Raw genomic sequence first — 12,615 nt, 5'->3', positions numbered from 1 at the left:
GTTTCCGAGGCTAGCGAGAGGCCCGGAGGCCGACAACGTTTTTCCCGGCGGAAAGCCTGCTGGAATTTACGAGGGAATGTGCTTGGGCTCGATGCTTTGTTCCTTGAGGATGTCGGCCAGCTGGTCCATGAACAGGCGCACCCTCGTACTCTGGCGGTCACTGGTCTGCAGGGCGAAGATACTGCGGGCCAGGCGGATCTCGGGAACGTCGAGCGCCACGATTCCCGGAGGCCGGTTGAGCATTGCCAGCTCGGGAACCAGCGCCGCCCCGAGCCCGGCGGCGGTCATCTCAAGGCTCGCGTTGAAGTCGTCGCAGTAGGCGACAACCCGGGGGTGCAGGTTGCAGCTGGCGAAGAGCCGCTCGATGACTGTGGCATCTGCGGTGCCGGGGTGGTGAAGGATCCAGGGCATGTCGGCGAGCTGGTCGGCGCTCACCGGCGATCCGGGGCGGATGCCCCAGGCCGCAGGAAGTACGACGCGGAAGTCGTCGTCGCCGATCCACTGCCTGCTCACGCTCGTGGGCCAGGCGAGGCCGGCCTGGCCCACCTGGTAGACCAGTGCGAGATCGAGCTCGCCGCCGGTGCGGAGCCCCTGGATGGTCTGGGCCGGCTCGGCGACGTAGACCTTGAGGTTGATGCCGAGCATCCGCCACTGGGGCGTGGAGAGCAGGCGCGGCAGGGCGTAGGTGGCAAGGCTGGGGAAAATCCCAAGCCGGAGTTCCTGGGCGGTCTCCGACTGGGTACGGGTGGCGGAGGCCAGCAGCGCGTCGATGTCGGTGAGCACCTTCGCCGCGTGGCGGGACATGACTACGGCGGCCTCGGTGGGGACCGCGCTGCGGGCACTGCGCTCGAACAGCCTGGCCCCGGTGTCCTTCTCCAGCGCGGACATCTGCTGCGACACCGCCGACGCCGTGTAGCCAAGAGTGGCGGCGGCACCCGAAAAGGACCCGTGGCGGATGACTTCGAGCAGGGTCCGCAGATGAACCGGATTGACCACGCGCCGTCCTTTCCCTGCCTCATCCAACGCCCGCAATGCAGCGGAGCAACCGCTGCGCGGTTCGACTCCGAACAATAGCCGATACCACCGAGCGTTTTTCCCCGTGTTACCTCCTGCTCGCGGTGCTGATGATTACGCTCTGGCTCCACGCTGTCCTCGGCCCCGGGCCGCACCGAGAAGTCCAGGAGGCAGTGAGATGAGCACTCCGGTTATCCGTGCCGAGTCGGGAGCTCGCCGAGCGCCGCATTGCCGAGGCGGGCGCGGGGGGCCGGGTACGGATCGAGCTCAAGGATTACCGCGAGGTCGAAGGAGAGTACGACGCCGTCGTGTCGGTTGAAATGATTGAGGCCGTCGGCCACGAATACTGGACCGTCTACTTCGAAACCCTCGACCGCGTCCTCGCCCCGGGCGGGAGGGCGGGCATCCGGGCCATCACCGTGCCGCACGAGGCGATGCTTGCGGCCCGCGGAAGCTACACCTGGATCAAGAAGTACATCTTCCCGGGCGGCTTCATCCCCTCGCTCCGGGCCATCGAGGAAACTACCGAGCGTTTCACGAGCCTGCAGGTGCGCGAACGGCTGTCGATGGGCGACCACTACGCGCAGACGCTGCGCCTCTGGGAGGAACGCTTCAGTGCCCGGCACGACGACGTCGCGGTCCTGGGATTCGACGAGACATTCGAGCGGATGTGGCGGTTCTACCTTCACTACTGCCGGGCCGGATTCCAGGCCGGCTACCTCGACGTGCACCAGCTCATCCTCGACCGCAGGGCATAACCGGCGTTCACGGCCCCGGCGGGAACGGCACCATTTGCGGGCCGCGGCGGGGAGTCCGGGTGGAGACCGGCGCGGCTGTGCGTAGCTGCTATTGGCCCTGTGCTATTGGCCCTGTCGGTCGCGAATATGCGGGTATAGATTAATTGGGACGAGCGGACCTTTGTACATTTTCCTGCAAGGGTGGTGCCGGAAAAGGCAAGGGTTCGCATAAGCATTCCTCAGCCGCGTCGAAGGAGCCGGCAATGGCACCCCTGATCACCCTTTTAGTGGTTACCCTCGTGCTCCGGGGAGCCGGCACAGCGGGAGTGCGGGCACTGAGGTCATGGCGGGTGTGCGTGCGGGGCGGGCTGGCAGCCATGTTCCTGCTCACCGGCACGGCACACTTCAACGACATGCGCGGGGACCTAATCGCCATGGTCCCACCGGTACTTCCATACCCCGGACTGCTCGTCACCGTCACCGGCATCCTGGAGCTCCTGGGCGCAGTGGGGCTGCTCCACCGGCGCACCGCGCCATGGGCCGCGGCAGGACTCTTCCTGCTCCTGCTGGCGATGTTTCCCGCGAACGTTTACGCAGCCACCGCCGGCCTCACCGTCAGCGGCAGTCCCGCTACCGAACTGCTTCCCCGCACCCTCATCCAGTTGGTCTTCCTCGCGGCAGTGCTGTTCGTTCTGGAGCCCAGCATCCGTGGGTACCGGAACCGGCGGACCGGAGCAGAAGGAGGGCCTCCGCGCCGCGTCCCGCGCCGGAGGTCGGGTACCACTCGGGGGAGCTGAGGGCGAGCTTTTTCGTTGCCCTGCGACACGCCGAAGAAGACACGACACAAGCAATTTTTTGCTGTGTGCAAGTACTCCACAGGGTGTGCACTCAGGGGTGCGAAAGTGCGGAAATCCGCGGGTCGGGGAGGACCCTGCCTGTGGATTACATGTGGACTCAGGGCCGCCAAAATGACATACTTGTAATACATCATCTTGGGGTCTGTATCGGCAGCCCGCACTAGATGTAGTATCTAGATATCGAATCAACCGCTGGCCGGGCAGGAACCACAGGGCCGGAAGTTCCCCGGAATTTCCCCCTTTTCGGGACGCTCCACCAACACCCGCAGACACAGCAACACAGCAGGACTAAGAAGGGGACAGGGACATGACCGTAACGGTTTACACCAAGCCAGCATGCGTGCAGTGCAACGCCACTTACCGGGCTCTGGACAAGAAGGGCATCACCTACCAGACCGTGGACATCTCACAGGATCCCGCGGCGCTGGAACGCCTTCGTTCAATGGGCTACATGCAGGCTCCGGTGGTCATCACCGATCAGGATCACTGGTCCGGTTTCCGCCCCGACAAGATCAACGAGCTGGCCGAGCTGGCCGTCACCTCGGTCGCCTGATTTCCCTGCTCCTTCAGGACCAGGCCGGCCCTCACCGCCGATCATGACCACCACCGCGGATACCCTGACACCCCGCTTGGAGCAGCACGCTCCCGGCGGGGTTACCGATGCGCCCCTGATCTACTTTTCGTCGGTCTCGGACAATACGCACCGGTTTGTCACCAAGCTGGACGCACAGGCGGCCCGGTTGCCGCTGCTCACGAAGGAACCAACCCTTCGGGCACTGAAGCCCTACGTGCTGGTCCTGCCCACCTATGGTGGAGAGTCCGGCAGGGGAGCGGTGCCGCGGCAGGTCATCAAATTTTTGAACAATGAAGAAAACCGCTCACTCCTTCGCGGAGTTATCGGAGCGGGTAATACAAATTTCGGCGAAACCTACTGCCTGGCAGCGGATATCGTCGCCGCCAAATGCGGGGTTCCCGTTTTATATCGGTTTGAACTTATGGGGACGTCAGAGGACGTAGACCGGGTACAACAAGGATTGGAAGAGTTTTGGAAATGAGTGTTGCAGAGACGGACACGGCTGGAGCGACAAAGCACAGCATCGATGCCCGCTACAAGGACCTGGGCTACCACGAGCTCAACGCCATGCTCAACCTGTACGGGCCTGACGGAGAGATCCAGTTCGAGGCCGACAAGGAGGCCGCGCACCAGTACTTCCTGCAGCACGTCAATAACAACACTGTCTTCTTCCACGACCTCGAGGAGAAGCTCGACTACCTCGTGAAGAACGAGTACTACGAGCGGGAGACCCTCGACCAGTACACGATGAACTTCATCCGCGACCTCTACAAGCGTGCCTACGGCAAGAAGTTCCGCTTCGAGACCTTCCTCGGCGCCTTCAAGTTCTACACCTCGTACACGCTCAAGACGTTCGACGGCAAGCGCTTCCTCGAGCGCTACGAGGACCGCGTGTGCATGGTCGCCCTGCACCTGGCCAACGGTGACGAGACGCTCGCCACCCAGCTTGTCGACGAGATCATCGAGGGCCGCTTCCAGCCGGCCACACCCACCTTCCTCAACGCGGGCAAGGCCCAGCGCGGCGAGCTGGTCTCCTGCTTCCTGCTGCGCATCGAAGACAACATGGAGTCCATCGGGCGCTCCATCAACTCGGCCCTGCAGCTGTCCAAGCGCGGCGGCGGCGTCGCCTTCGCCCTGACCAACATCCGCGAGGTCGGCGCGCCGATCAAGCAGATCGAGAACCAGTCCTCCGGCGTCATTCCCGTGATGAAGCTCCTCGAAGACAGCTTCTCCTACGCCAACCAGCTCGGTGCCCGCCAGGGCGCCGGCGCGGTGTACCTTCACGCCCACCACCCGGACATCAACCGGTTCCTCGACACCAAGCGCGAGAACGCCGACGAGAAGATCCGTATCAAGACGCTCTCCCTCGGCGTCGTGGTTCCCGACATCACCTTCGAGCTGGCCAAGCGCGACGAGGACATGTACCTGTTCTCCCCGTACGACGTCGAGAAGGTCTACGGCATGCCGTTCTCCGACGTGAACGTCACCGAGAAGTACTACGAGATGGTCGACGACGCCCGGATCAAGAAGACCAAGATCAAGGCGCGCGAGTTCTTCCAGACCCTCGCCGAGATCCAGTTCGAGTCCGGCTACCCGTACATCATGTTCGAGGACACGGTGAACCGGGCCAACCCGATCGAGGGCAAGATCATCATGAGCAACCTGTGCTCGGAGATCCTGCAGGTGTCGGAGCCCACCACGTACCACGACGACCTCTCCTACGCCGAGACCGGCAAGGACATCTCGTGCAACCTGGGTTCGCTGAACATCGCCAAGACCATGGACTCGCCGGACTTCGGGCGCACCATCGAAACGGCGATCCGGGCCCTCTCGGCCGTGTCGGTGATGTCCAACATCACCTCGGTCCCTTCGATCGCCAAGGGCAACGAGCAGTCGCACGCCATTGGCCTGGGCCAGATGAACCTTCACGGCTACCTGGCCCGCGAGCGGGTCCACTACGGCTCCGAAGAAGGCCTGGACTTCACGAACATCTACTTCTACACCGTGGTTTACCACGCCATCCGCGCCTCGAATCTGCTGGCCATCGAGACCGGCCGGACCTTCGGCGGCTTCGAGAAGTCCAAGTACGCCTCGGGTGAGTTCTTCGACAAGTACACCGACCAGGCCTGGGTTCCGGAGACCCCGCGCGTTGCGGAGTTGTTTCAAAACGTTCACATCCCCACGCAGGAGGACTGGCGTGCGCTGAAGGCCTCGGTCATGGAGCACGGCATCTTCAACCAGAACCTGCAGGCCGTGCCTCCGACAGGATCGATCAGCTACATCAACAACTCGACGTCCTCGATTCACCCTGTGGCCTCGAAGATCGAGATCCGCAAGGAAGGCAAGCTGGGCCGCGTGTACTACCCGGCTCCGTACCTGACGAACGACAACCTGGAGTACTACCAGGACGCATACGAAATCGGCTACGAGAAGATCATCGACACGTACGCCGCGGCGACGCAGCACGTGGACCAGGGCCTGTCACTGACCCTGTTCTTCAAGGACACCGCGACGACCCGCGACATCAACAAGGCGCAGATCTACGCGTGGCGCAAGGGCATCAAGACCATCTACTACATCCGTCTCCGCCAGCTCGCGCTGGAAGGGACCGAGGTAGATGGTTGCGTCAGCTGCATGCTTTAGGCAACTAAATTGGGTGGGTCATTCCGAGGGAATGACCCACCCGCCAGACATTCCACAACGAAGGCATTGAGAAAGCCGACTGCAGGTATTGCATCGAAGACTCAGCCGAAACAAGTTTTACCTCAGAAAGCGAGTCGGAGTCATGACCGAAAAACTGAAGCTTCTCAGCCATGTTGAGGCCATCAACTGGAACCGTATCCAGGACGACAAGGATGTCGAGGTCTGGAACCGGCTGGTCAACAACTTCTGGCTGCCGGAGAAGGTTCCCCTGTCCAACGATGTCCAGTCCTGGGCAACCCTGACTCCGGACGAGCAGCAGCTCACCATGCGCGTGTTCACCGGGCTCACCCTGCTCGACACCGTGCAGGCCACCGTTGGTGCCGTCAGTTTGATCCCCGACGCCATCACGCAGCAGGAAGAGGCGGTGTACACCAACATCGCGTTCATGGAGTCGGTGCACGCCAAGAGTTACTCCTCGATCTTCTCCACGCTGGCCTCCACCAAGGAGATCGACGAGGCGTTCCGCTGGTCCACCGAGAATGTGAACCTTCAGAAGAAGGCGCAGATCGTGACGGACTACTACCGTGGCGATGACCCGCTGAAGCGGAAGGTGGCTTCCACTCTGCTGGAGAGCTTCCTGTTCTACTCCGGGTTCTACCTGCCGATGTACTGGTCTTCACGGGCGAAGCTGACGAACACGGCGGACCTGATCCGCCTGATCATCCGCGACGAGGCCGTGCACGGCTACTACATCGGGTACAAGTTCCAGAAGGGTCTTGAGGGCCAGTCCGAGGCGCGCAAGCAGGAGATCAAGGATTACACCTACGAACTGCTGTTCGAGCTGTACGAAAACGAGGTCCAGTACACGCACGACCTCTACGACTCCGTCGGCCTGGCCGAGGACGTCAAGAAGTTCCTTCACTACAACGCCAACAAGGCGCTGATGAACCTGGGCTACGAGGCGATGTTCCCCTCCACCGTGACCGATGTGAACCCGGCGATCCTGTCGGCGCTCTCGCCGAACGCTGACGAGAACCACGACTTCTTCTCCGGTTCGGGCTCGTCGTATGTGATCGGCAAGGCCGTCAACACCGAGGACGACGACTGGGATTTCTAAGGTCTTTGTGAGAGGCGTGCGAGTTGACACACTGATGGCCAGCTGAGCTTGTGAGTTTGAGATGACAAGTTAGTTGGCCAATTGACAAGTCAGTTCGCCAAATGACCGTGTGAGATGCGGACATGATCCTGAACGGACGCACCTGGTAGGAGGTTTTCGACCAGGTGCGTCTTTTCGTTTAACCCATGAACCGGACGGTGACCTCATCACAAGACTGAATCGAGAGGCCAGCTATGCGCGGCTACGGAGCGAAGTCAGGCCATAGCGATGATAAATCCGGCACGCGGTCATAGGGTGGGCCAGTGAGGACCCTGTCAAGGCTGGTGAATGATGCCACCCCCCCCCGCTCACCCCAGGCGTGACCGACAAATCTTATGACTGACCGGCCGGTCCACGGGTTCGTGCTGCTGGCTATTTTCCCCTCGGACGGCGCTGCCTGGTGCCCTGCCGGGCATCAGGAGCGGGAAGTGTTGCTCCCGGGGCCTCTAGTGTTGTCGCCATCGTTTCCAGTCCCAGCCCGGCGTCTGTAGTGCGCGCGTCTCGGTCCCGGAAGAGCAGCAGGAAGGCCACCAGGACGACGGCTGCAATAGCGGCGGGCACGAGCCAGATTTGGCGCCACTCGTGGTTGTCGGGGATGGCGAAGTTGTCGACGATGGGTCCGGCCAACAGCGAGCCTATGAGAATGCCGATGCCGTACGTGGCGAGGGTGATGAGTCCTTGGGCGGCGCTCCGGAACCGGTCGCCGGCGAACCTGTTCGTGTAGATCTGACCCGCGACGAAGAAGAAGTCGTAGCACACCCCGTGCAGGAGAATGCCCAGCAGCAGCATCCAATACAGGCCGCCGGTGTCGCCGAAAGCGAAGAAGACGTAGCGCAGGGCCCACGCCGCCATCCCGATGGCGAGGGTCCATTTCACGCCCCAGCGCTTCAGCAGGAACGGAAGCACGAGGAGGAAGACCACTTCGGAGGCTTGCCCGAGGGACTGGACTGCGGCTGCGGCGTCGACGCCTACCTCATTGAGGAAAAGGTTGGTGAAGTTGTAGTAGAAGGCGAGCGGGATGCAGATGGCGATGGATGAGAGGAAGAAAACCAGGTAGGAGCGGGACTTGAGCAATCCGAGGGCTTCGAAGCCGAGCATGTCACCGATGCTGGACTTTCCGCCCTTTCGGGACGGAGGCGTCGCGGGGAGGGTGAAGCTGAAAATCCCGAGAAGCAGCGACGCCGCGGCTGCCATCTGGAAGGTCAGCGACAACTGACCGCCTTGTTCCCAGCCGAGCCAACCGATGGTGACGCCGGCAACGATCCAACCGATCGTGCCCAAGACGCGCACTGCAGGGAACTGCTTCTCCGGATCCTGCATCTGGCGGAATGAAATCGAGTTGACCAGTGCGAGCGTGGGCATGTACAGGATCATGTAGGCCAGGATGACCGGAAAGAAGGTGCCGAAGTCTGTCATCGTCGAGGCGAACCAGAGTAGGGCGGCTCCGGCGATGTGCAGGACCCCGAGGATCTTTTGCGCCGCAAAGAACTGGTCGGCGATTAGCCCGATGATGAGCGGGGCCGCAATCGCTCCCAGGGACTGGGTCAGATAGGCCAGGCTGATCTGGCTGCCGGAGGCCGCAAGGCCCTGGCCCAGGAAGGTCCCCATGGTGACGAACCAGGCACCCCAAATGAAGAACTGCAGGAACATCATCAGCGAGAGCCGCAATCGGATCCCGCCGGCAATACTCTCGTTGTTTTGGTCGGCGGTCGACGGCGTATCAGCATCTTTTCCCTGACGCGGGTCTTGGCTCGCCGAGCTTCGGTCTTGTGTCATGACATCTCCTAAGAAACGATGAGCGGGCGCAGCGTTCGGTGGGCGACGCGCAGTCCCGTCTCGATCCGGTCTTCTGTGCCACCCCACAGCGGGTCTTCGTGCTCGACGGACAGCACGAAGTTGAACCCGCCTTCGTAGAGGGTGTCGACGACCCGGGTCCAGTCGACCTGGCCCAGTCCGGGAACGCGGTACCGCCACCAGCCCACGTCCCACGGGTCGGGCCGGTTGACGGAAACGCCGGGCCAGCCGTAGCGGTTGCGCCGGTCCGGGAACAGCTCGATGTCCTTGGCTTGTGCGTGGGCAACCCGGTCAACGTATGGGCGCAGGGCGGCAACCGGATCGATGCCCATCCACATCAGGTGTGATGGGTCGTAGTTGAGGTAAAGGCCGAGGGAAAACATCCACTCCCACAGCTCCGGCGAATAGGCGAGGTTGCCCGGGTAGCCGTCGGGGTGCCAGCCCTCCATTACGCAGTTCTCGATAACGATCTTGACGTCCTGTTCGCCGGAACGCTCCACCAACGGGGCAAACACCTGCTCCGCCTCGGTGAGATTGTCCGCGACCGGCTTCGACGGATCCCGACCGATGAAGGTGCCGACCGTGGGACAGCCCAGCAGCGCCGCCGCCCCGATGCACTTCTCCACGTGCCGGTTGATCTGTGCCCGCTGCTCCGGGTCCGGATGCAGGTTGTTGTCGTAGAACGACAGCGACGACAATGTGAGCCCGTGCTGATCGAATACCTCGAGGACCTGATCCGCCTTACCCTGGTCAAATTCGCTGACGTCGATGTGGCTCGCAGTGAACGGTCGGTTCCCCAACGCCGGCCAGGCAGCCACTTCCAGCGCCTCGTAGCCATTCTCACCGGCCCAGGCTGCTATCTCCGCGAGACTCCATTGCGGCAGGCATGCCGTCAAAAAACCGAGTTTCATGCCGCCACCTCCACCCATGTCCGGTGCGCGGAGTCGACGACGGCTTCACTCAGGACGGCGGCACGCAGTCCGTCAGCGAAGCCAGGCAACCCGTCCGGCGGACGTCCCGCGATGGCTGCGAACGTATCGGCCACAAATGAGTTGAACGAGTCCTGGTAGCCCTGAGGATGTCCGGCCGGCAGCCGCGTGTACCGCGCCCCCGCCGCCGAGAGCGTGTCCGGTCCACGCGCAACAATGTGGCTCTCGGCCTGCCCGCCGACCCACAGCCAGTCCGGTGACTCCTGGTCGAAGGCGTACGACGCGAGTGTTCCGTCAAAGGAGAACCACAGCCGGTTCTTCCGCCCCGGCGACACCTGGCTGACCACCACCGAGCCACGCGCTCCGCGATCGGTGTCAAAAAGCACCACCGCGCCGTCCTCAGTGCCGCCCGCGACCGGGCCGCCGTCGCCACGACCTTCAGGAAACGCGTGGCCCGTCGACGCGGTCAGCGAGACAATGCGATGACCGGTCACGAACTCCATCAGGTCGCACCAGTGCACTCCGATGTCTCCAAACGCCCGCGAGGTCCCGCCCAGGGCCGGGTCCACCCGCCAGTTCGTGGTGTCCCGGTTGGCCAGCCAGTCCTGCAGATACGACCCGTGCAGGAGCCAGAGCCTGCCGGCCTCACCGGCAGCGATTCTGGCCCGCGCTTCACGCACCGTGGGGTAGAACCGATACACGAATGGCACCGTTGCCACGACTCCGGCCTCGTCCGCTGCAGCCACCATCCGCCGGGCCTCATCGACGGTCGTGGCCAGTGGCTTCTCGCAGATCACCGGCTTGCCAACTCGCAGGGCCAACTCCGCCAACGCGGCGTGCGAGTGGTTCGGTGTGCAGATGTGCACAACATCGACGTCGTCCGACTCCACCAGGGCCTCTGCCGACGGGGCGCCCCATGCCGCGCCAAACCGTTCGGCCGCAGCGGCGGAGCGCTCGGGGGAGGAGCCGGCGACGGCGGTCACGACACCACCCGCCGCGCGGACCGCGCGGGCGTGTACTTCTCCGATGAACCCCGGTCCAATGATTCCCGACCGCAGGCCTCCGACGCCGGACGTCCCAACAGATTTGACCGTAGGAGACGTCGATTCAGCCTCCATGAGGGCAACTTAGGTATAACGCCCGCCGATGTCAACGACTGTCGCGGCTACCGACGGCAGGGGGTAGCAATTATCGGGGGCCGGAAAGGGCCCCAAAGAGGAATGGATTTTCCTCAAGTTCGGAGTATCATTCTGGGCGCGTTCCTGCTGGCCGCAGGCCATCGCTAGGATGAGCCGTGATGCCCGGACAGGGCGCCTGCCTTTTACGAAGACCGAGACTGCGTCCCGAAGGTTCACCGCAGTGAAACCTCTGTACTCCTTGCACTGGAGTACGACGTAGCTGCCATCGACCTGGCGACCTGTGAAGTCAATGCCATGTTGCACCTGTCCTTATGTCCCGACCTGCGGAATTTGATGCCATAACGCCCGAATTGGCTCCTGCACACCGCCAGCATCAATCTCTCGAAGCGGCCCCCACCCTATGCTTAGGACCCTTCAGATTGTCCCGCCATTGAGGAGGGTTGCCGGTCATCCGTGGCTATTCCGAAGAGACCGGCGGGTGCTTGCATCGGGTGCCTGACGGTGTCCCTATTGCCCATCCCTCAGCGGGCGCTTTGCGGGCGGGTCCAATGCGGTTCCGGATCGATTCTCACTATCCGGAGCTTATGTTCCTGGTCGATGGGCTCCCCGCTTTGACTAGGATGGCGAACCGCTGCTGGTCGCCTCCGCTGTTGTTGTTATCCGCGGGAGGTCACCACGGCCCGTTCGGAAGTCAACATGCCCTATTGGCGACGTAGTTGGGTAGGATCACGCGACGGGCTCGAGAAACTCGAGCCGGCATGGCTGCCCCCGGGGGGAGGTGGGCCGGCGCTGAAAGCTTGGTGGGATGAGGCATCGAGGTCGGGGCCCTACGCTGACACCCGGAGTGAAGGTGACATCATTCGCTCGCTCTGGCGTCGGAAGACCCGCGAAGCCCTCGTCACGGTCACCCGGGGTGGGGATGGGTGGACGCACGTGAAGTTCGTTGGGCCGATTTGGGCCGATGTGCGCGTGGAGCTGGAGATTCACCGCCTGGGGCGGTTGTTCGGGGCTTTTGCGAAGCCGGCCTGACGCAGGGTGCAAGGTGAACCCGTTCTCGGCCCGGCCCATTACCCAGCCGGGAGAGGTAGGGCCGGCGGAAGCATCAACGAGACGACTCCGGCCAACGCCTTCCGCTACGTCGGAGGCCAGTACTACAACGCCACCGTCCTCTACAAGATGGGAGCCCGCTACTACGACCTGGCCATGGGACGTTTCACCCAGCTGGACCCCTCCGGTCAGGATCCCCACTACACCTACGCCATGCACAACCCCTGCAACATAGTTCATCCGACCGGCTTGGATGCCTTTGAGGACTCCGGTGGCTGGGGTTGCGTCTCTTCGTACGCTGGATCGGTTTTATCAGTGTTGACCCTTATCGGAGCTACGGTGTTCGGCGGCCCAATTGGGTTTGGCGTTGCCGCACTTTCATTCGGCATGTCTACCTGGGGAACACTAGTAAGCTGTAAATAAGGAGGATCCTTCGGTGATAATTTTGCCGGGTTTGCTAGCAATCGTTTCGATCGTAATGGTCTTCATTGGTGAGGGGGTTCTCGTAAAGGCCCTAAATGTCGTTCTCCTTGCCCTGAGTTTGTTCCTTATGAGGTACTACCACAAACGCAAAAATGGCACACCGCACCGCGATTAGTAAATAACATGCCGACCTCCGGCGCGAGCACCGTAGACGCCTCTTTTCCGTGTAAGCCAAGAGCCGGACTTAGCCTCTGCAATTTTTCGAGGTGGTTTGCATGACGGGTAAAAAAGCGAAATCCGAG

At 62.4% G+C, this 12,615-nt stretch carries 11 protein-coding genes; 7 read left to right on the top strand and 4 right to left on the bottom strand.

What is annotated here, in order from left to right:
- Positions 1-66 precede the first annotated feature (66 nt).
- Complete coding sequence (locus AC4D14_RS15525; RefSeq protein WP_490903552.1) at positions 67-996, bottom strand: LysR family transcriptional regulator; 930 nt, start codon at positions 994-996, stop codon at positions 67-69.
- A 215-nt stretch (positions 997-1,211) separates the two neighbouring features.
- Between AC4D14_RS15525 and AC4D14_RS15520 the strand changes: the two genes are divergently transcribed.
- From AC4D14_RS15520 to nrdF, 6 genes are all read left to right on the top strand, one after another.
- Positions 1,212-1,772: a class I SAM-dependent methyltransferase gene (locus tag AC4D14_RS15520; RefSeq protein WP_490903551.1), complete on the top strand. Its 561-nt coding sequence runs from the start codon at positions 1,212-1,214 to the stop codon at positions 1,770-1,772.
- 242 nt (positions 1,773-2,014) lie between these two features.
- A complete protein-coding gene (locus tag AC4D14_RS15515; protein ID WP_490903550.1) occupies positions 2,015-2,548 on the top strand; it encodes a DoxX family protein in 534 nt (177 codons plus the stop codon).
- Between the two features lie 367 nt (positions 2,549-2,915).
- A complete protein-coding gene (gene nrdH, locus AC4D14_RS15510) occupies positions 2,916-3,161 on the top strand; it encodes a glutaredoxin-like protein NrdH (RefSeq protein ID WP_490903549.1) in 246 nt (81 codons plus the stop codon).
- Between the two features lie 43 nt (positions 3,162-3,204).
- Positions 3,205-3,663 carry a class Ib ribonucleoside-diphosphate reductase assembly flavoprotein NrdI gene (nrdI, locus tag AC4D14_RS15505; protein ID WP_490903548.1) on the top strand — a complete coding sequence of 153 codons (459 nt, stop codon included), beginning with the start codon at positions 3,205-3,207 and terminating at the stop codon, positions 3,661-3,663.
- Positions 3,660-5,825 (top strand): class 1b ribonucleoside-diphosphate reductase subunit alpha, encoded by a 2,166-nt coding sequence (gene nrdE / locus AC4D14_RS15500; protein ID WP_490903547.1) that lies wholly within the window; start codon positions 3,660-3,662, stop codon positions 5,823-5,825. The genes nrdI and nrdE overlap by 4 nt, the downstream gene beginning before the upstream one ends.
- A gap of 142 nt (positions 5,826-5,967) precedes the next feature.
- Positions 5,968-6,942 carry a class 1b ribonucleoside-diphosphate reductase subunit beta gene (nrdF, locus tag AC4D14_RS15495; RefSeq protein WP_490903546.1) on the top strand — a complete coding sequence of 325 codons (975 nt, stop codon included), beginning with the start codon at positions 5,968-5,970 and terminating at the stop codon, positions 6,940-6,942.
- Between the two features lie 411 nt (positions 6,943-7,353).
- Here the strand turns inward: nrdF and AC4D14_RS15490 are convergent, their stop codons facing one another.
- From AC4D14_RS15490 to AC4D14_RS15480, 3 genes are read right to left on the bottom strand one after another with little or no spacing between them, the layout of a single operon-like run.
- Complete coding sequence (locus AC4D14_RS15490; RefSeq protein ID WP_490903545.1) at positions 7,354-8,757, bottom strand: nucleoside permease; 1,404 nt, start codon at positions 8,755-8,757, stop codon at positions 7,354-7,356.
- An 8-nt stretch (positions 8,758-8,765) separates the two neighbouring features.
- Entirely contained in the window at positions 8,766-9,686 is a 921-nt protein-coding gene (locus tag AC4D14_RS15485; RefSeq protein ID WP_490903544.1) for a sugar phosphate isomerase/epimerase family protein, read from the bottom strand.
- Positions 9,683-10,822, bottom strand: coding sequence for a Gfo/Idh/MocA family protein (locus AC4D14_RS15480; RefSeq protein WP_490903543.1), 1,140 nt, complete (start codon positions 10,820-10,822; stop codon positions 9,683-9,685). Before AC4D14_RS15480 ends, AC4D14_RS15485 begins: the two co-directional genes overlap by 4 nt.
- 1,056 nt (positions 10,823-11,878) lie before the next feature.
- On the opposite strand from AC4D14_RS15480, the gene AC4D14_RS15475 reads away from it, so the two are divergent.
- On the top strand, positions 11,879-12,313 hold the full coding sequence (locus tag AC4D14_RS15475) for an RHS repeat-associated core domain-containing protein (protein WP_490903542.1): 435 nt from the start codon (positions 11,879-11,881) through the stop codon (positions 12,311-12,313).
- Positions 12,314-12,615: the final 302 nt, after the last annotated feature.

This window comes from Arthrobacter sp. TJ-254, from assembly GCF_058269175.1.
The sequence above is the reverse complement of the archived record's forward strand: the minus strand, read 5'-3'. Positions and strand labels throughout refer to the sequence as shown.